Source organism: Agrobacterium sp. 10MFCol1.1 (assembly GCF_000381165.1).
Classification (GTDB): domain Bacteria; phylum Pseudomonadota; class Alphaproteobacteria; order Rhizobiales; family Rhizobiaceae; genus Agrobacterium; species Agrobacterium tumefaciens.
Map to the genome: position 1 here is coordinate 553,807 of NZ_KB906074.1, position 18,282 is coordinate 572,088.

Genomic DNA, 18,282 nt, shown 5'->3' on the forward strand with positions numbered 1-18,282 from the left:
CCGGACGGAAAACCGCTGTGAAGTTTTCGTGGAAATGCCTTGTCAGGCACGGATGACGCCCAGCAGAACCGCTTTGGCAACTGCCTGAAAGCGGTTGCTGGCACTGAACTTGCCGATAATCTTCGCCTCCAGTTCGTTGAGGTCGTTACCTGAAAGGCCGAGAGCGCGCGCGAGCCTTACCGGGGCGTACCCCTCCGCCATCAGTTCCAGGCATTTTCGCTCGTTGTCTGTCAGCGCGATATCCTTGCCCGGTCCCCGCTCAGCCGCATCGAGGCCATCAGCATCGTTATCGGTGGCGAGCAGTTCCTCGATCTGCTGGGCCTGGCGCTGAAGCGTGGAGCGTTCCGCGGTCAGTTCTCTTTTTCGCTGCCGCAGTGCGGAGTGGAATATCTCGTCCGCTTCTTCCTGCGAGAGAGAGCGGGCAAGTTTTTCCATGATGTCTGTAATGGCTGCGACGGAAATGCCGACTTCGCGACAGACATTTATCACCGCCATGCGTTGCACGTTGCGGTGGGAGTAAACCCGCATCTGGCCGATGCGTTTTGAGGTCAGCAGCGCCTTTTCTTCGTAAAAATGCAGGGTCCGGTGCGTTACGCCGAAAATGTTGGCCATGTCGGCGATGGGAACCGGTTCGGCGGGCAGGGAGGAGGGCAGGCTTATATCCGGTAAAAAGCTGCTGATCCTTAGATTGGGTTTGTCCTCGTCGCCGTGTTCAAACGGCATCCTGCCATTCTGCATCGTTTCCCCCTTCGCGCGTTTTGACAGTGTGCCTGCTTTTTATGGCATTCGTTACTTGTTCCCCACCGCAGACCTGTCTTCTGATCAAGACATTTTGCCGATGCTGCATGAGAACCGTAACCTGTATTGCCTGCTTTCGTTCCCGTATCCTTAAAAAATTTTATCGGCCTCCTTGCGGTCGGCGTCAACCTGCGTGAAACAGGATGTCAATTCCGAACCGGAGTCTCGATGTCATGCCCGCAAAACTTTCCGTCAATCTGAACGCAATTGCCATGCTGCGCAACCGTCGCGATCTCCCATGGCCGGATGTCGCGCATTTCGGGCATATTGCACTCGCTGCGGGTGCTAGCGGGCTGACTGTACACCCTCGGCCGGACCAGCGCCATATCCGCTTTTCGGACCTGCCGGTGCTGCGTGCGCTCATCGATGACAGTTTCCCAAGCGCGGAATTCAACATCGAAGGTTATCCGACCGAAGATTTTCTCGTTCTGTGCGAACAAACCCAGCCTGAGCAGGTGACGCTGGTGCCCGACGATCCGTCGCAGGCGACATCAGACCATGGCTGGGATTTCCGCAAGCACGCGGCTTTCCTGAGAGAAGCCGTTGGGCGCCTGAAGGCCGGCGGTATGCGGGTTTCGCTTTTTGCCGATGGTGACGGCGAGCGCGAAGCGGTAGAGCTGGCGGCTGAGACGGGTGCTGCCCGCATTGAGCTCTATACCGGTCCCTATGGAGGTTGTTTTGACGATCCGCAAAAAGGTGACGCGCTTCTGGAAAAACTCGGACAGACGGCGGACTACGCCGCAGCGCTCGGGCTTGCCGTCAATGCCGGGCACGACCTGACTGTAGCAAACCTGCCCAAGCTTATGAAACGCATACCTGATCTTGCAGAGGTCTCCATCGGTCACGGGTTGACGGCGGATGCGCTGGAATATGGTATGGCTGAAACAGTCCGGCGTTTTTGTCGCGCCTGCGGTCAGGCTATTTCATAACCAAAGTCATTTTTTTTGCCTATAATCTGCTTGCGCATGCTCCGTGCGCGAGCTTTTAAAGGCAGAGACACATGCAAGAACATCACGTTGTCGTCGTGGGTGGAGGCTTCGGCGGCTTACAAATGGTACACGGGCTGGAGGGGGCCCCTGTCCGCATCACATTGATTGACCGCCGCAACCATCATCTATTTCAGCCATTGCTTTATCAGGTTGCGACGACGGCTCTTGCGACATCCGAAATCGCCTGGCCGATCCGCCATCTTTACCGCGACCGCAAGGAAGTGACGACGCTGCTTGCGGAAGTGAACGGCGTAGACCGTGACGCGCGCACCGTGCATCTGAGTTCCGGTCAGGTCATCGGCTTCGATACGCTGGTGCTGGCCACCGGCGCCCGTCATGCCTATTTCGGCCGTGACGAATGGGAGCGTGCCGCTCCCGGCCTCAAGACGCTCGAGGATGCAACGACGATCCGCCGCCGCCTGCTTCTGGCTTTCGAGCGTGCGGAACTTGCCACCAGCGAGGAGGAACGGCAGGCGCAGCTGACCTTCGTCATCATCGGGGCAGGCCCGACGGGCGTGGAAATGGCGGGCATGATCGCCGAGCTCGCCCACAAGGCGCTGCCGCCGGAATTCCGCAATGTGGATACCAGAAAGAGCCGCGTGCTGCTTGTCGAGGCAGGTCCGCGCGTTCTGCCGGTTTTCACGGACGATCTTTCGGCCTATGCCAAGCAGGCGCTTGAAAAGCTCGGCGTCGAGGTTCTGCTCGGCACACCGGTGACGGCCTGCACCGATGAGGGCGTGACTGTGGGTGAGACCTTTTATCCGTGCCGCACGGTGGTCTGGGCCGCTGGCGTGCAGGCGTCTCCCGCTGCAAAGTGGCTGAATGCCGCTGCCGACAGGGCGGGACGCGCTATCGTAGGGCCGCATCTCAATCTGGAAGACGACCCCAATATTTTCGTCATCGGCGATACGGCCGCCGTCAATCAGGAAAACGGCAAACCGGTGCCGGGCATTGCGCCTGCAGCCAAGCAGCAGGGCGCCCATGTGGCAAAGGTCATCAAGGCGCGGCTATCCGGAGAGCCGGAGCCCGCGCCGTTCCGCTACAGCCATCAGGGTAATCTGGCGACAATCGGCAAACGCGCGGCGGTGATCGATTTCGGCAGGTTCAAGCTCAAGGGCGTGCTTGCATGGTGGATCTGGGGGCTTGCCCATATCTACTTCCTGATCGGAACGCGCTCGCGGCTGGCCGTGGCGTGGAGCTGGCTGTGGATTTACCTCAGCGGCCAGCACAGCGCGCGGCTGATCACCCAGAAAGAGACATTGAAGGACGAGGCCTGAGGGCAGGGCGGGTAAAGGAAAGCGCGGGAAGCATTGGCTTCCCGCGCTCGCATTTACGGTCAGTGCGCCAAACCATTCCTCCGTCACGCCATATTAAGTCCGGGGTGACGGAGTGCGGATGTGGCGAGCTTGTGCCAATCCAGGGCTCAAGCGTCGAGCGATGCCATGTCGATGACGAAGCGGTAGCGAACGTCGCTCTTCAGCACGCGCTCATAGGCTTCGTTGACATCCTGGATGTTGATCGTTTCGATCTCCGAGACGATGTCATGCTCGCCGCAGAAATCCAGCATTTCCTGGGTTTCCTTGATCGAACCGATCATTGAGCCGGAGAGGCTCTTCGCACCGATGATGAGCGAGAAGGCGTGGACCGGGATCGCATGTTCCGGTGCACCGACCACGACCATGCTGCCCTTGGGCTTCAGGAGGCCGAGATAGGCGTTCCAGTCGATTGCGACACCTGCCGTGCAGATGATCAGGTCGAAGGTGCCGGCCAGCTTTTCGAAGGTCGAGGCGTCGCTGGTGGCGTAATATTCCTTCGCGCCGAGCTTCAGGCCATCTTCCTTCTTCGACAGGGTCTGGGAAAGAACTGTGACATCCGCGCCCATGGCAGCGCCGAGCTTGACGCCCATGTGGCCAAGACCACCCATGCCGACGATTGCGACCTTCTGACCGGGACCGGCGTTCCAGCGGCGCAGCGGCGAGTAGAGCGTGATGCCTGCGCATAGAAGCGGCGCGGAAGCGTCGAGCGGCAGGTTGTCCGGGATCGACAGGACATAACCTTCCTTGACGACGATCGAGTCGGAATAACCGCCATGGGTGGCTGTCTTCGTATTCGGATCGACATCGTTATAGGTCTGGACGAGGCCGGGCATGTAGTGTTCGTTGTCGAGGTCACGGGTGGCGCAGCCGACGCAGGAATCGACGAAGCAGCCAACGCCGACATGATCGCCGACCTTGAATTTCGTGACCTTGGAGCCAACGGCTTTCACGACACCGGCAATCTCATGGCCGGGAACGATCGGGAAGACGGCATTCTTCCATTCGTTGCGGACGGTGTGGATGTCCGAGTGGCAGATGCCGGCATATTTGATATCGATGACAACGTCGTCATCGTTAGGCTCGCGGCGTTCGAAGGTGAACGGGGTAAGCGGCTTCGACGCATCGGTCGCAGCATAACCTCTTGCAATGGCCATCTGAATATCCTTTCGGGAGTTGGGGACGGCGGAATATGCAATGGATGGGTGCCGGGGCGTTAGAGCGATCCTCCGAGCTTTTTGCACGATCCTGCAAAAAATTGCGGTGGGCTATTTGCGGAAACTGGCCCGGCTTTCTAGATAATGCAAACAGACACGCTGCTTCCTTCCCTAAAGGGTTTCCCAGATGACCATGCCGTTCAATCTCTATCAGGAGATCGCCTCCATCGCCGCACGGCATGCCACCCGCGATGGCGAGGTCCAGACGGCAATCGAAACCCTCGGCATCAGCCGCCGGTCCACACCCAGCGCGCCGTGCCACGGCAGCTATCGTCCCTGTTTGGCAATGGTGATCCAGGGGTCGAAAAGCGTGCAGCTGGGAACGGACACCATCAATTACGGGGCCGGCGACTATCTTCTGACCTCGCTCGACCTGCCGGTTGCCTGGCGTGTGGTGGAAGCGAGCGAGGAAGTACCGCATTTTTGCATCGGGCTTGCGATCGACAGCGAAAAGCTGCTCGACCTTATGAGCCGCATGCCGATCGAGCGGCCTCAGGAGCCGGTAAGCGGCCAGCGCGGCATCGTGGTGAACGCCGCCACACCGGAGCTGCTTGATGCGGCCATCCGGCTGATGCGCCTGCTTGACCGCCCGGCGGACATTGCGGCCATGGCGCCGCTGATCGAGCAGGAAATCCTCTATCGAATCCTGACGGGACCAGCGGGTGGGCAGCTGATGAACATCGTCGCTGCCGGAAGCCATGGCAATCGGATCGCCCGCGCCATCGCCTGGCTGCGCGAGAATTTCGCGCGCCAGTTGCGTATCGAGGAACTTGCGGAGCATATCGGCATGAGCGTGTCGTCTTTCCATCACCATTTCAAGACGATCACGGCCATGACGCCCATTCAGTACCAGAAGCAGCTGCGGCTGCATGAGGCGCGCCGGCTGATGCTGCTGGAGCGCCTGGATGCAGGCACGGCCGGCCATCGTGTCGGTTACCAGAGCCCTTCGCAGTTCAGCCGGGAATACAGCCGCTTTTACGGGATGTCGCCCTCACGCGACGTCGACGCCTCGCGTGAGATAAGCGCGGCCGGATAAAGCGGCATTATGGTGCGGCGCATCCTGCTTCCGCATCGCGTCAATTCGTACATCACTGTGAAGAAAGCGCTTGACGGGCAAGCTGTCTCCGCTTAAATGGCGCTCGAACCGTACCGTACGGTACATTAATCGAGCCTCTGGAGTGGAAATAAGTGGCCTCCGACCCGATCACAGCGCAGGAATTTTCGCCGCGCCAGAACGCCGTTCTGGATCAGGCATTGCGTCTTCTGGTCGAGGGTGGCGAGAAAGCGCTGACCACCTCCGGTCTTGCGCGCGCGGCCAACTGTTCCAAGGAAAGCCTCTACAAATGGTTTGGCGACCGGGACGGCCTGCTGGCTGCGATGATCACTTTCCAGCAGAGCAAGGTTCGCACCTTCGAGAAGGCGGGCGACCGCGTGTCTGCGCCGCAGCTTGCCGATCATCTCGAGGTTTTCGCACATGATCTGCTTGATGTGCTGGCGGGCGATGTGTCGCTGGCGCTCAACCGTCTGGCGATAGGGCAGGCGAGCCGTGATGGTTCCAAGCTTGGCGATCTTCTTCTGGAACGTGGCCGTCGCCAGATCGACCGCCGCGCCCGCGGGTTGATCGAGGCGGGTCGCCGTTCGGGTTACCTGCGTTTCGATGACGCCGAAGAGGCGTATCGCAGTTTTTACGGCCTCATCGTTTCGGATCTGCATGTGCGCATGCTGCTGGGCGAGGCGCCTGACAAGGATTTTTCCGCCCGGGCAAAGAAGGCGGTGGTCGCCTTTCTAACACTCTACGGCACGGAAAAGGTACATTCGGAACTGGGCGGCAAGGTCGCCTGAGGTTCCGGTTCACACAGAGACAAGCATTAGGGAAGGACCATAAAATGCGCGTTTATTATGATCGTGATGCGGATCTCAATCTCATCAAGTCCAAGAATGTCGTCATCGTCGGCTACGGTTCCCAGGGCCGCGCCCATGCGCTGAACCTCAAGGATTCCGGCGCCAAGAACGTCGTCATTGCTCTGAAGGCCGGTTCGCCGACCGTCAAGAAGGCGGAAGCCGACGGCTTCAAGGTCATGACCGTTGCCGAAGCCGCCAAGTGGGGCGACCTTTTGATGATGGCGACGCCTGACGAATTGCAGGCCGACATCTACAAGGCCGACATTGCCGGCAACATCCGTGACGGTGCGGCGATTGCTTTCGCACACGGCCTCAACGTTCACTTCGGCCTCATCGAGCCAAAGGCTTCGCTCGACGTCGTCATGATCGCACCGAAGGGCCCCGGCCACACGGTTCGCGGCGAATACCAGAAGGGCGGCGGCGTGCCCTGCCTCGTTGCCGTTCACCAGAACGCTTCCGGCAACGCACTTGAACTCGCTCTCTCCTACGCCTGCGGCGTTGGCGGTGGCCGTTCTGGCATCATCGAAACCAACTTCAAGGAAGAGTGCGAAACCGACCTCTTCGGCGAACAGGTCGTTCTGTGCGGCGGTCTCGTAGAACTCATCCGCGCCGGTTTCGAAACCCTGGTCGAAGCCGGTTACGCACCGGAGATGGCCTATTTCGAGTGCCTGCACGAAGTGAAGCTGATCGTTGATCTGATCTATGAAGGCGGCATCGCCAACATGAACTACTCGATCTCCAACACGGCCGAGTGGGGCGAATACGTCACCGGTCCTCGCATCATCACCGCTGACACCAAGGCTGAAATGAAGCGCGTTCTTCACGACATCCAGACCGGCAAGTTCACCACTGAGTGGATGCAGGAATGGAAGGCCGGCGGCGCACGCTTCAAGGGCATCCGTCGCAACAACGACGCCCACCAGATCGAAGAAGTCGGCGCAAAGCTGCGCGGCATGATGCCCTGGATCGGCAAGAACAAGCTGGTTGACAAGGCCGTCAACTAAGCTTCATTGCTTGACAGAATATTGGAAGGCCGGGGCGAGAGCTCCGGCCTTTCTGCATTGCGCCTGGCTAGGATCACACGATGGCGTCGGCTTCCTCGATAATGACCGATACGGGAAAGTGATCGGAGAAACCACCGAGATTGACGTTTTTGACTGCATCGCCTTTCGACAGGCCGAAGCGGATCGGCCCCTCATTCTTGCTGTGGCTGACCATGGCGGCAATGGCTTCAATTTTCGCGGTTTCCTCGCGCACCGCGAAGCCGCTGCTTCCGGTCAGAAGCGATCTTGAGACGAGTATCTGGTCGAAGATATTGGCGTCGCCGTTGAAATAGAGCGTGCCATAGATCGTTCTTGCCGTACCGACTGAATCCACCACCTGCTGGCGCAGGTAGTTCCAGGTGAGATTGTAGAACATTGCCGATTGCGAGCTTTCGACATCGTCGCGCTCGCGGGTGGAATTGGCGTGATAGCGCAGCGATGCATCGGAAGGGTCGTCGTTGAAATCGCCGAAGGCGACGACGGCGATGTCGTTTCCTTTTTCTTCCCTGATCCGCTGGTGCCAGTAGCCAAGCGTCTCACCGGCGGTCATGCGAAAACCGGCGCTTTCCACCGCGCCGCCGGAGCGCGACGGCCAGTGATTGGAAAGGGCGATAAGCTGGCGTCCGCCCTTGGTGATGAAGGTGCATTGGGTAATGTCGCGGGTACCGGTGCGGCGCATCACGAAATGGCTGAAAATCTCGGTTTCGTTGATCAGTAGCTTCTTGCTGTCATAGATGAAGGCCGTATCGATGCCGCGCTGGTCCTTGCTGGAATCTGCATGCACCACACGGTAGGCGCGCTCAGGCATGAGGTCGTTCAGATGTTCCGCAAGCGTCTCCAGAACGAAACGGTTCTCGACTTCGCACACGCCGAGAAGATCCGGCCCGGCGCCGCCGATCTGCCTTATGATCAAACCGAGTTGCCTGAGCTTGGTCTTGAACAGATCTTCGGTCCAGCCTTTCAGATCGTTCTTCAGCCGCTCGGCAATCCAAGGTTCGCGCGCCGGATACCCTTCCGGCGCAAACAGGTTTTCGACATTCCAGAACGCCAGGACATATTGGGTCATGATACCTCACACCTCCGGTTGGTTTTACAAAACCTAGTGGAAGTTTTTGCCACAACAACTTGAAATTGTCATGACGGGTTTAGCACACGACCCATTTTGCCGTTCGATCTTACTTGCCCGGCGGGATGACGCCCTTCGTCAGCAGGAAGCAGCCGTAAAAACGGGTCTCGCCTGTTGTGATGACGCAATATGCTTTTTTAGCCTGTTCATAGAAGGCGAAGCGTTCGATACCATACATGGGGGTGGATTTTCCCTCCGCCGCGTCTATTTCCTTCTGCACTTCGACCTGTACGGGTTCCAGCTGGTCCGGTGCGCCCATCACTTCCATGCGTCCGACCGAAGGCTGCAGCGGCGTGTCGAGTGGCAGCACCGAGAGAATCGCCTGCATGGCGCGGGCGGCGGAAATGTTGTCCATGCGCAGCACCTTGCCGACCGTTGTCTGGCGAGCCACCGAATCGGAAGGGAAGTTGGTGTCGGAAATCACCAGCGTATCGCCGTGACCCATGGCGCGTAACGCGTGAAGGACATCGGCATTCAGCGCCGGGTCGATATTTTTCAGCATGTCGTCAAACTCCCATGATGCTTTCGCCGTGTCGCGGCGCGTGGCCGCAATCCAGCCGGAAAACCTTGCCGCGTCAATCGCAAACGGAAGATTGTGAAGCTTTGCGCAAGGGTGTATTTGGCTTTGTCCGCCAAAGGCGGGCCCAAATGCGGGTAACGTGCAGGGAGGCAGAAATAATTCGAAAAACTGATAAGTCAGTATTGCTGACGTATCGACATTTCTGTAAAGATGCACGCATAAAAACGACACAAGAGGAAACGTACCCATGCTTGATTGGGAACAAATTTTCGCCACGCGCTCGTCGCGCATGAAAGCGTCTGAAATCCGCGAGCTGCTGAAGCTGCTCGAGCAGCCCGATATCATCTCCTTTGCCGGTGGCATTCCGGACCCGGCTCTTTTCCCCGCAGAGGAGTTTCAGCAGGCTTATGCGGAAATTTTTTCGGGTTCGCAGGTCAACTCGGCGCTGCAATATTCGGTGAGCGAAGGTTACAAGCCGCTGCGCGAATGGCTGGCGGGCGAAATGGCCGAGATCGGCATCGAATGCACAGCCGACAACGTCTTCATCGTTTCCGGTTCGCAGCAGGGTCTCGACTACCTCGGCAAGCTGTTCCTGTCGCCGAAGGATACCGCGCTGGTAACCTGGCCGACCTATCTCGGCGCACTTTCCGCCTTCAACGCCTATGAGCCGAATTACGACCAGCTCAATCCCGGCGGCAACCGCACGCCCGAAGCTTACCGCGAAACCGCGGCAAAGCTCGGCGGCGCCGTGAAGTTCGCTTATCTCTCTGCCGATTTCTCGAACCCGACCGGGGAAACCGTTGATCTTGCCGGCCGCGAAAAGGTTCTGGTGCTGGCCGACGAGCTGGATATCGCCGTCATCGAAGACGCCGCCTATCAGTCGCTGCGTTACGACGGCGAGGCGGTTCCGCCGATCATGGCGCTGGACATTGCCCGCTCGGGCGGCATCGAGAACACCCGCACCATCTATTGCGGCAGCTTCTCCAAGACGCTCGCACCCGGCCTTCGCGTCGGTTACATCGTTGCGTCCGCGCCTGTTATCCGCAAGCTGGTGCTGATGAAGCAGGCCGCAGACCTGCATTCCTCGACGATCAACCAGATCGCCATCGAACGTGTCGCTTCGCGCGGCTTCGACAAGCAGGTCGCCAAGATCAAGGCTGCCTACAGCGCCCGCCGCGATGCGATGCTGGCTGCGCTGGACAGATACATGCCGAAGGGCACGCGCTGGACGAAGCCGGAAGGCGGCATGTTCATCTGGGTCACCCTGCCGGAAGGCATGGATGGCGCCGCACTGCTGGCAAAATCCATCGCAACGGAAAAGGTCGCGTTCGTTCCGGGTCGCGCCTTCTTTGCCGATGGCTCGGGCACGAACACGCTGCGCATCAGCTTCTCCTGCGCCAATGAGGCGATGATCGAGGAAGGCATGAAGCGGCTTGGCCGGTTGATCGCGACGGCGCAGGCGGAGACGACCGAAGTGGTTCCGGCGATTTGAGGGTTGCGAGGTTTTCGGCAGCGACGGGGGTGCGGCGTACCACCTCTGTCCTGCCGGACATCTCCCCACAGGTGGGGAGATCGACCCGTGGTGAGGTTTCGCCCATCTCAACGTTTGAAAATTAAGTGACGAAAGAGCGTCTTGCCGATCTCCCTCCTTCTGGGGGAGATGCCCGGCAGGGCAGAGGGGGGTAGGCCCCGGTCTCCACCTTGGCTACCGAGATCACACCCCTAAAATCCTGCCTGTCACATACATGTTATGCAATCATGTTTTAGCGGTCCCACGAAACAACAGGGACTGGACCTATGAAAACGCTGCTTTCCGCTTTTACCGCCATCGTATCGCTCGGCTTCATCGCCACCGCTGCCAATGCTGCCGATCTGGTGCTTTATACCAGCCAGCCGAACGAGGACGCGCAGGCGACCGTTGATGGTTTCAAGGCCGCCAATCCCGGTATCGAAGTCGAATGGGTGCGTGATGGAACGCCGAAGATCATGGCCAAGCTGATGGCTGAGATCAGCGCCGGCAATCCGGTTGCCGACGTGCTCTTGATCGCCGACACCGTCACACTCGAGCGCATGAAGCAGGCTGGCCAGCTTATGGCCCACAAGTCCCCGGAAGCTAAGAACATCGACGCCTCGCTCTACGATGCGGACGGCTATTATTATTCCACCAAGCTCATCACCACCGGCATCATGTATAACACTGCCGCTGCGATGAAGCCGACGAGCTGGAAGGATCTTGCCAAGGCGGAAGCCAAGGGTCTGGTGACCATGCCGAGCCCGCTGACCTCTGGTGCAGCGCTGATCCACGCGCAGACGCTGGCCGCTGCCAACGGCCTCGGCTGGGACTATTACAAGCAGCTGAAGGCCAATGAAGCCATTTCCGGCGGCGGTAACGGCGCGGTGCTGAAGTCGGTTGCATCAGGTGAGAAGGCTTACGGCGTTGTCGTCGACTACATGCCGATCCGCGAAAAGGCCAAGGGCGCCCCGGTGGAGTTCGTCTTCCCGGAAGAGGGCGTTTCGGCCGTGACCGAACCGGTCGCGATCCTCAAGGGTACCAAGCATGAGGAAGCCGCTAAGAAGTTCGTCGACTACGTGCTTTCGGAAAAAGGCCAGCAGGGCTTCGTCAAGCTCGGTTACATCCCCGCGCGCGCTGACGCTGGCATGCCGGAAGGTTTCCCCGCCCGCGACAAGCTCAAGGTCCTGCCGCTCAACGCCGCGGACGCGCTGAAGAATTCCGAGCAGGATCTGAAGACCTTCTCCGATATTTTCGGCTCCAAGGGCTGATATAGCGGCATGTCCCGATCAAGTGCCTATGGAAACAGCCAGCCGCGCTGGCTGTTTCCTTTTGTGGTGAGCGTCGTTTTTGCGCTCAGCGCCCTGCCGCTCGGGCGGCTCGCCTATACCGGCATTGTTTCGTCACTCAACGGTGACATATGGCGATTGCTGGCTGATCCCGCCCTTTGGGATGCGGCGCTGAACACGCTGTCCACCTCATTTTTTGGCATGCTGATTTCACTCATGATCGGCGGGGGCTTCGCGCTGGCGCTGACGCTTTGCGACATACGTGGCAAGTCGATCTTAAGCTTCCTCTTCATGCTGCCTATGATGATCCCGCCGCAGGTGACGGCGCTGTCGTGGATCGGCATGACCGGCCCGTCGAGCACGCTGTTAAAGGCCATCGGCCTTGCGCCGCCCATGGGGTCGCCACAGCCGCTCTATTCCATTGCCGGTATCGCGCTTTTGCTCGGCGTGCAGCATGCGCCGCTCGTCTATCTGTCGCTGCGCGCTGGTTTGCTGGCCTTGCCGCAAGATGGCATCGAGGCGGCCAAGCTTTCCGGTGCTTCGCCTCGCCGCGTGCTGTTCGATATCATCCTGCCGCTTTCGACGCCGGGATTGATCGCCGGGGCGGCGATCTCGTTTGTGTCCAATGTCGGCAATTTCGGTATTCCGGCGATCCTCGGTATTCCGGCCTCGATCTTCACCCTGCCGACGCTGATCTACAGCCGCTTCGCCAGTTTTGGCGCGAGCACCTTCGGCGATATCGCCATTCTCTCGACCATGATCGCCATCATCTCCGTGGCCGGTCTTGCGCTGCAAGAGCGGGCAATGAAGGGCAGGGACTATCGCATCATCGGTCTTTCCGGCAAGGCCGCGACTTTCAAGCTGTCGCGCTGGCGTGTAGTGGCTGAGCTTGTCCTTTGGCTCGTGCTGTTCTTCATGCTGGTTGCACCACTTGCTGCGCTGGTGGCAAGCTCGCTTGCCCCCGCCTATGGCGTGCCGCTCAGTCTCAAGACCGCTACGATGCACGCCTATGAGGAGCTACTCTACCGGCAGAGCGTAACCCGCACAGCCTTCCGCAACTCGCTGTTTCTGGCGACGGTCACATCCCTTTGCCTGCTTGCGGTGACGGTGTTGACCGCCTATTTCCTGGTGCGCGGCAAAAGCCGCTTCATGTTCCTGCTGTCGGCGCTGGTGGATATTCCCTATGCGCTGCCGGGTGTGGTGATTTCCGTATCCTTCGTCCTGTTGTTCGCGGCCCCCATCCCGCTGCTCGGCATCACGCTTTACGGCACGATCTGGATCATTCTGCTCGCCTATTTTTCCTCCTTTTTCGCCGTCAGCCTCAAACCGATGGTCAGCGCCTTCCTCCAATTCGATCCGTCGCTGGAAGAGGCGGCAAGGCTTTCGGGCGCCGGTTTCTGGCGGCGGTTGAAGGACATCATCCTGCCGCTGGTCGGGCCTGCGGCTGGCGCTTCCGTCATCCTCGTTTTCCTGATCGCCTGCAATGAGCTGACGGTTTCGGCGCTCCTTTGGTCCGCCGGCACGCAGACGCTCGGTGTGCTCATCTATAACCTCGATGACAGCGGCAGCTTCGATCTTGCCTCCGCACTTTCGGTGCTTGTCGTCATCATGGTGATTTTCCTCATGCTGCTGCTCGAAATTCTGGGGCGCTATCTGCCGAAAGGAGTCGTCCCTTGGCGAAACTGATCCTCAATCGTCTGACGAAAAGCTTTGGAGCCGGGTCGAAACCCGCCGTTGACGACGTCTCGCTCACGGTGCGTGAGGGAGGTTTCCTCGCGCTGCTCGGGCCGTCCGGCTGCGGCAAGACGACGGTGTTGCGCATGATCGCCGGTTTCGAGCAACCGACCGATGGCTCCATCCTGCTCGGCGAGCGGGTGCTGGCCGATGCAGGCAGCATGGTGCCGCCGGAGCGGCGCAACATGGCGATGGTGTTCCAGTCCTATGCGCTCTGGCCGCACATGTCGGTTGCCGATAATGCCGGTTATCCCCTGAAAGTGCGCGGCATTTCGGGAGAGAAATATCGCGAGAAGGTTAGCCAGGCGCTGGCAGCCGTACGCCTTGAAGGCTTTGCGGACCGCCGTCCCGCCGAGCTTTCCGGTGGCCAGCGGCAGCGCGTCGCTTTGGCCCGCTGCCTTGTCACCGAACCCGATGTCGTGCTGCTCGACGAGCCGCTCGCCAATCTCGACCGGCATTTGCGGCAGGAGATGGAGGAGACCTTTCGCGAGTTCCACATCCGCTCCGGCGCGACGATGATCTATGTCACCCACGATCAGGCGGAAGCCATGGCGCTGGCAACCGATGTCGCCGTCATGTCTCAGGGCAAGCTGCTTCAGGTCGCGCCGCCCGCCGAGCTTTATGCACGACCCGAGGGGCGTCTTGTCGGCTCGCTGGTGGGGCAGGGCGCCATTCTCTCCGTGCCGATGCCGGAAGGTTCTTCGCGGGATATTGACTGGGACGCGCTCCGCACAGCGATGGATAACGGTGGGCAATTACCACGGGCGGATATTCTCGTGCGGCCGCAGGACGTGGTGCGGGATGCGGATGGAATCACCTGCACCGTGACCTCGGTTCTCTACGAGGGCGAGCGTTATGCCTTGCGTCTCGACCTGCCGGACGGGCAGGCGCTTCGGGCTTATTCTCGAGAATCGGTTGCGGTCGGTGACCAGCTGCCGGTTGCAATTCGTGCGGCGTGGCGTCTTTAGCATTTGCTTGCACCCTCATCCCTGTGACGGGCACAGGAATGAGGGTGGGGAATATCCCGGCACATAAAATCCGACATCGTGAATAGGGAAATCTGATCGACGCGACAGGCCACTGGCGAGACCGAACGGGAGCGGCTAAGCTCCCATTCCAGCAACAGGAATGAAACATGTCGCTTCGGCTCGCCACCTTCAATATCGAAAATCTTCTCACCCGTTTCGACTTTACCGGTTTTCGCAACCAGACGCGGCGCGACAGGGCGATCCAGCTTTTCGATATCAGGGACGAGGCGACCTATCAGGCGCTGGAAAGTGCGCGGGCAGTCTCTTCCACAGACGATACGCGGCAACTTTCGGCGCTGGCCATTGCGGATGCGGATGCCGACATTCTCTGCCTGCAGGAAGTCGACAACATGGCTGCCCTGCAGGCTTTCGAATATGGCTATCTCTACCGCATGGTCGGCAACGGCTATCTGCAGAAATATCTGGTCGAGGGCAATGACAGCCGCGGCATCGATGTCGCCGTCGTCATGCGCGAGCAGACCCGAGACGGCGACAAGATCGAGGTCATCGACATCAAGAGCCACGCTGCGCTAACCTACCGCAATCTCGATCTCTTCAATCCCGCACTTGCCGCGACCAACCAGATAGACGACAAGATTTTCAAACGCGATTGTCTGGAAATCGATCTGAGGATCGGCGGCAAACCGCTGACGCTTTACGTCACGCATTTCAAATCCATGACCAATGCCCGTGACGCCATAGATGCCCGGCTCGCCACCATGCCGATTCGCGAGGCGGAAGCCATGGCCGTTCGCCGCATCATCGAAAACCGCTGGGGCGCAAACAATACCCGCAACAAGAATTTTGCCATCTGCGGCGACATGAATGATTATCAGGAACGCATTTCGATTTCCGGCGACCGGCGCAGCGGCTACAGCTTTACGCCGGTCGAAGAGGAGCGGAGCGCGCTCGATATCTTCACGGCGGATGATTTTGTGACCAATCCGATGTCGCGCCGTGACGTCATGGATCGCTGGACGCTCTATCATTCGCGCGGGCCACAGGAACAGCATCTCTGCCAGCTCGATTATATCTGGCTTTCCCCGCATCTCGCGCAGATCAATGCGACAAGGGTTCCCGAAATCATCCGCGCTGGCCAGCCTTACAGGACGGTCTTTCCGCCGGGGCAGGAGGTGGATCGTTATCCGCGCACCGGCTGGGACCGCCCCAAAGCTTCCGACCATTGCCCTGTCGTTATGACGCTCGATCTGATCTGACCTGCCGCTCCGGGCTGCCTAGCCGTTGGCGACCTTGGGGAAATAGGTCGCCCACACCCGGTTGCGGCCCGCACGCTTGGCCTCATAAAGCCGGTCGTCGGCAATTGCGATCAGCTCGTCCCAGCTGTTGATCGCACGTGCCTCCTGCCAGACCACGCCGAAACTTGCCGTCAGTGACAGCCCGCTTTGTTCATCAATGACCTGGGCTTCAATCAGCCGGCGCAGGCGGTCGGCGGTGGCGGTCGCCGTCGCGTGGCTGACATCCTGCAACACGACCACGAATTCCTCGCCGCCATAGCGCGCCAGAATATCGTTTTTACGGAGGGCGCCTCTTAAAAGAGTCGCTGTCTTCTGTAGCGCGAGGTCGCCCATGGCATGGCCATAACGGTCGTTGATGGATTTGAAGTGGTCGATGTCGACAATCATCACGCCAAGCGCCTGCAACTGCTCCTCGCCGCTCAATATGGCACGAACGGTCTTTTCCAACGCACGGCGATTGGACACACCGGTCAAGGCATCTGTTTCTGAAAGCGTGCGTAATTGTTCGGCCAGCGCGGACTGCTGCTTTTCCATTTCTTCCTTCTGGCGAAGCTGCTCGCGCAGGAAATCCAGTTCCTCGAACATTTTCTTCACTTCCGGAGCAGCCTTGTCCTGATACAGGGCTCCTGAAAGATCGCCAGCGGCGATTGCGGCGATCTGCGTCTGGACGGATTGCATGGGGCGGAACAGTGCCGTTCTGTAAACCGATGCAAGCCGCAGCAATACCAGAACCGCGATGAGAGCGAGGAGGAGAGACGTTCCACCATAGATCAACGCCTGTTCCTTGTTCCTTTCTATCCTTGCCCGTGTTTCGGCGAGAATAAGGTCGCGCAATGTGCTCGAGGAACGCATGCCCTTGATGTAGTTTTCGGAGAATTCGCGAAGGCTTGGCTGCGCGGACGGCACCACCATCGCAATCGTATTCTGCGCATAGGGAAGCGCCTGGCCGAAATAGAAGATTTCAATATCGCGAAACGCTGCATCGACGCGTGGTGTGGACAGGTAAGCGGCGGTGTAGTTCGTCAGCGACGATTTCAGCAGTGTGAGGCTCTGTATTTCCGTGTCGAATTTGGCGCGGAGGCTCAGCTTGTCCTGCCTGTTCGCCCGCAGGCTCATGACCACGTAGGAACCGAGGCGACCGATCCGGTCCCGCATCACTCCGGCAGTGCCGGTCATGGCGATGTCGATCGCTACATTGGGCGTTACCTTGATGATCGCGCGTGCGGTCTTGCCACGCAGCATGTTGACGCTGTCCGCCGCCTTGAACATCGCAAAAATTGCGTTGGACATTGCCGTGTAGCTGCGCGCGGATTCCGGAAGTGCAGCAACCTGATCGACCGCTTCTCGGGATTGCGCCAGTTTTCGGCGTGTATCGACCAGCGATTTTGCCAATTCTGGCTGCGCCCTGATTTCTGCGGCAAAAGAGTTTTCGAGTTCCACCAGCTTGTCGTCCGTCGCCTTGCGCGCTGCGGCAAGCTCCTGGACCAGTTTTGCATCAGGGGAAGACGCGCCCATCAAATTATTGGCAGGACCACGCTCGGCCGATACCAGCCATGCGGACTGGAGGGCCGTTTCGAAGCGGCTGAGTTGCTGCGCATTGGTCCGGAAGCGTAAGTAACTGGAAACGCTCGGCAGGGCGGCAAGGGTTGCCAACAAGATGGAACTTACCGCTATGACGATCGTACCGGTTAGTTGGATTTTCTGTATGCTTGCGCGCATGCGATGCGTTATTCCCGGTGGGATGGTTATGAATTATCGCCATTTTAGCTACATCGCGTAAATACTTCGCTTATTTTGCAGGCCTTTTGCCGCGACCTGGTGATTGAAACCCACAGGTACGGTGTGGAAAAGAGGTCTCCCAACGGCGCGCAATCAATTTTTGCTTTACACGAAGTGAGAATCTGATAGTTGGCAAGGCACTGGATTGCCCTTGTAGCTCAGTTGGTAGAGCACCTGATTTGTAATCAGGGGGTCACGAGTTCGAACCTTGTCGGGGGCACCAGTATTTTCAATGGCTTGGCCATTTCCCCGCTATTATTCCTGCATTCGCACAACGCCTATGGCTTGATGTGATATAGCTTGTGCACTATTGCCCAGTTGCCGTCGCGCTCCAGCAAGGACAGGTATTCGCTAAAATCCATGCCGTCGAAACGGGTCGTCAGCTTCACGGACGCGCTGTCGCCTTCCTTGTCGATGCCGAGGATTTCGAAGACGGGGTCGTGATCGGGCAGGCCGCGTTCGCTTTTCCGTATCTGCTCGGCGAAGTCCTCTAGTGAAAGCCATTCCGTTTCACCCTGAAACGTCCCGACGATGCTGGCGCGCGGATCGAAAACATCGCGCATCAGGCCCTCATCCACATAGGCCATGGCGTGCACATAATCCGTCACTGTCTGGGTAATGGTTTGCGGCATCGGATCGTCCCTCCCTTCAGATCCAAAAGCCAAGCTTACACCCGTTGGAGCCGTTCCACCATAAGCACCGTAAAACCTGCGGGTTGCACGGTTTTCCGCATGGGTAGACAGCTTGGCCCGGCGTGTTTTGCCATGACTTTCCACAA

Annotated in this window: 16 protein-coding genes and 1 tRNA gene; 11 read left to right on the forward strand and 6 right to left on the reverse strand. The window is 59.0% G+C overall.

Translation table 11 applies throughout. The features are described 5' to 3' along the window. Window positions 1-42 precede the first annotated feature (42 nt). Window positions 43-738: a MerR family transcriptional regulator gene (locus tag F617_RS0111015; protein WP_026330785.1), complete on the reverse strand. Its 696-nt coding sequence runs from the start codon at window positions 736-738 to the stop codon at window positions 43-45. 233 nt (window positions 739-971) lie between these two features. On the opposite strand from F617_RS0111015, the gene F617_RS0111020 reads away from it, so the two are divergent. Beyond that, window positions 972-1,727: a pyridoxine 5'-phosphate synthase gene (locus F617_RS0111020; RefSeq protein WP_026330786.1), complete on the forward strand. Its 756-nt coding sequence runs from the start codon at window positions 972-974 to the stop codon at window positions 1,725-1,727. Between the two features lie 71 nt (window positions 1,728-1,798). Continuing rightward, on the forward strand, window positions 1,799-3,064 hold the full coding sequence (locus tag F617_RS0111025) for an NAD(P)/FAD-dependent oxidoreductase (protein ID WP_003513069.1): 1,266 nt from the start codon (window positions 1,799-1,801) through the stop codon (window positions 3,062-3,064). A 146-nt stretch (window positions 3,065-3,210) separates the two neighbouring features. Here F617_RS0111025 and F617_RS0111030 read toward each other — a convergent pair whose 3' ends face one another. Then, window positions 3,211-4,257, reverse strand: coding sequence for an NAD(P)-dependent alcohol dehydrogenase (locus F617_RS0111030; protein WP_003513067.1), 1,047 nt, complete (start codon window positions 4,255-4,257; stop codon window positions 3,211-3,213). 187 nt (window positions 4,258-4,444) lie between these two features. Here F617_RS0111030 and F617_RS0111035 point away from each other — a divergent pair, with 187 nt between their 5' ends. The 3 genes from F617_RS0111035 to ilvC all read left to right on the forward strand — a co-directional run bounded on the left by F617_RS0111035 (window position 4,445) and on the right by ilvC (window position 7,223). Then, window positions 4,445-5,353 (forward strand): AraC family transcriptional regulator, encoded by a 909-nt coding sequence (locus tag F617_RS0111035; protein ID WP_019565330.1) that lies wholly within the window; start codon window positions 4,445-4,447, stop codon window positions 5,351-5,353. Window positions 5,354-5,505: 152 nt separating this feature from the next. Beyond that, the gene (locus F617_RS0111040; RefSeq protein ID WP_003513063.1) at window positions 5,506-6,159 is read left to right on the forward strand and encodes a TetR/AcrR family transcriptional regulator; all 654 of its coding nucleotides are present in this window, start codon (window positions 5,506-5,508) and stop codon (window positions 6,157-6,159) included. A 44-nt stretch (window positions 6,160-6,203) separates the two neighbouring features. Further along, window positions 6,204-7,223, forward strand: coding sequence for a ketol-acid reductoisomerase (ilvC, locus tag F617_RS0111045; RefSeq protein WP_003507583.1), 1,020 nt, complete (start codon window positions 6,204-6,206; stop codon window positions 7,221-7,223). Window positions 7,224-7,296: 73 nt separating this feature from the next. On the opposite strand, the gene F617_RS0111050 is transcribed toward ilvC, so the two are convergent. Then, entirely contained in the window at window positions 7,297-8,328 is a 1,032-nt protein-coding gene (locus tag F617_RS0111050) for an endonuclease/exonuclease/phosphatase family protein (protein ID WP_019565331.1), read from the reverse strand. Window positions 8,329-8,437: 109 nt separating this feature from the next. Further along, window positions 8,438-8,890: an RbsD/FucU family protein gene (locus F617_RS0111055; protein ID WP_026330787.1), complete on the reverse strand. Its 453-nt coding sequence runs from the start codon at window positions 8,888-8,890 to the stop codon at window positions 8,438-8,440. 265 nt (window positions 8,891-9,155) lie between these two features. Between F617_RS0111055 and F617_RS0111060 the strand changes: the two genes are divergently transcribed. From F617_RS0111060 to F617_RS0111080, 5 genes are all read left to right on the forward strand, one after another. Next, window positions 9,156-10,400 carry a PLP-dependent aminotransferase family protein gene (locus F617_RS0111060; RefSeq protein WP_019565333.1) on the forward strand — a complete coding sequence of 415 codons (1,245 nt, stop codon included), beginning with the start codon at window positions 9,156-9,158 and terminating at the stop codon, window positions 10,398-10,400. Window positions 10,401-10,705: 305 nt separating this feature from the next. Continuing rightward, window positions 10,706-11,689, forward strand: coding sequence for an ABC transporter substrate-binding protein (locus F617_RS0111065; RefSeq protein WP_013636459.1), 984 nt, complete (start codon window positions 10,706-10,708; stop codon window positions 11,687-11,689). A 9-nt stretch (window positions 11,690-11,698) separates the two neighbouring features. Further along, the gene (locus tag F617_RS0111070) at window positions 11,699-13,393 is read left to right on the forward strand and encodes an iron ABC transporter permease (RefSeq protein WP_019565334.1); all 1,695 of its coding nucleotides are present in this window, start codon (window positions 11,699-11,701) and stop codon (window positions 13,391-13,393) included. Beyond that, window positions 13,381-14,409 (forward strand): ABC transporter ATP-binding protein, encoded by a 1,029-nt coding sequence (locus F617_RS0111075; protein ID WP_019565335.1) that lies wholly within the window; start codon window positions 13,381-13,383, stop codon window positions 14,407-14,409. Before F617_RS0111070 ends, F617_RS0111075 begins: the two co-directional genes overlap by 13 nt. 167 nt (window positions 14,410-14,576) lie before the next feature. Further along, window positions 14,577-15,686, forward strand: a complete 1,110-nt coding sequence (locus tag F617_RS0111080; RefSeq protein WP_003513055.1) for an endonuclease/exonuclease/phosphatase family protein — start codon at window positions 14,577-14,579, stop codon at window positions 15,684-15,686. An 18-nt stretch (window positions 15,687-15,704) separates the two neighbouring features. Here F617_RS0111080 and F617_RS0111085 read toward each other — a convergent pair whose 3' ends face one another. Next, complete coding sequence (locus F617_RS0111085) at window positions 15,705-17,444, reverse strand: diguanylate cyclase (RefSeq protein WP_019565336.1); 1,740 nt, start codon at window positions 17,442-17,444, stop codon at window positions 15,705-15,707. A 207-nt stretch (window positions 17,445-17,651) separates the two neighbouring features. Between F617_RS0111085 and F617_RS0111090 the strand changes: the two genes are divergently transcribed. Then, a tRNA-Thr gene (locus F617_RS0111090) sits at window positions 17,652-17,727 on the forward strand. 55 nt (window positions 17,728-17,782) lie between these two features. Here F617_RS0111090 and F617_RS0111095 read toward each other — a convergent pair. Continuing rightward, window positions 17,783-18,136 carry a nuclear transport factor 2 family protein gene (locus F617_RS0111095; RefSeq protein ID WP_019565337.1) on the reverse strand — a complete coding sequence of 118 codons (354 nt, stop codon included), beginning with the start codon at window positions 18,134-18,136 and terminating at the stop codon, window positions 17,783-17,785. Between the last annotated feature and the right edge of the window lie 146 nt (window positions 18,137-18,282).

Bases quoted from the DNA above. Each gene is read 5' to 3' on its own strand.
- F617_RS0111030 (WP_003513067.1), bottom strand. From the start codon at position 4,257: ATGGCCATTGCAAGAGGTTATGCTGCGACCGATGCGTCGAAGCCGCTT.
- F617_RS0111060 (WP_019565333.1), top strand. From the start codon at position 9,156: ATGCTTGATTGGGAACAAATTTTCGCCACGCGCTCGTCGCGCATGAAA.
- F617_RS0111015 (WP_026330785.1), bottom strand. From the start codon at position 738: ATGCAGAATGGCAGGATGCCGTTTGAACACGGCGACGAGGACAAACCC.
- F617_RS0111050 (WP_019565331.1), bottom strand. From the start codon at position 8,328: ATGACCCAATATGTCCTGGCGTTCTGGAATGTCGAAAACCTGTTTGCG.
- ilvC (WP_003507583.1), top strand. From the start codon at position 6,204: ATGCGCGTTTATTATGATCGTGATGCGGATCTCAATCTCATCAAGTCC.
- F617_RS0111080 (WP_003513055.1), top strand. From the start codon at position 14,577: ATGTCGCTTCGGCTCGCCACCTTCAATATCGAAAATCTTCTCACCCGT.
- F617_RS0111020 (WP_026330786.1), top strand. From the start codon at position 972: ATGCCCGCAAAACTTTCCGTCAATCTGAACGCAATTGCCATGCTGCGC.
- F617_RS0111085 (WP_019565336.1), bottom strand. From the start codon at position 17,444: ATGCGCGCAAGCATACAGAAAATCCAACTAACCGGTACGATCGTCATA.
- F617_RS0111070 (WP_019565334.1), top strand. From the start codon at position 11,699: ATGTCCCGATCAAGTGCCTATGGAAACAGCCAGCCGCGCTGGCTGTTT.
- F617_RS0111065 (WP_013636459.1), top strand. From the start codon at position 10,706: ATGAAAACGCTGCTTTCCGCTTTTACCGCCATCGTATCGCTCGGCTTC.
- F617_RS0111095 (WP_019565337.1), bottom strand. From the start codon at position 18,136: ATGCCGCAAACCATTACCCAGACAGTGACGGATTATGTGCACGCCATG.
- F617_RS0111035 (WP_019565330.1), top strand. From the start codon at position 4,445: ATGACCATGCCGTTCAATCTCTATCAGGAGATCGCCTCCATCGCCGCA.
- F617_RS0111055 (WP_026330787.1), bottom strand. From the start codon at position 8,890: ATGCTGAAAAATATCGACCCGGCGCTGAATGCCGATGTCCTTCACGCG.
- F617_RS0111025 (WP_003513069.1), top strand. From the start codon at position 1,799: ATGCAAGAACATCACGTTGTCGTCGTGGGTGGAGGCTTCGGCGGCTTA.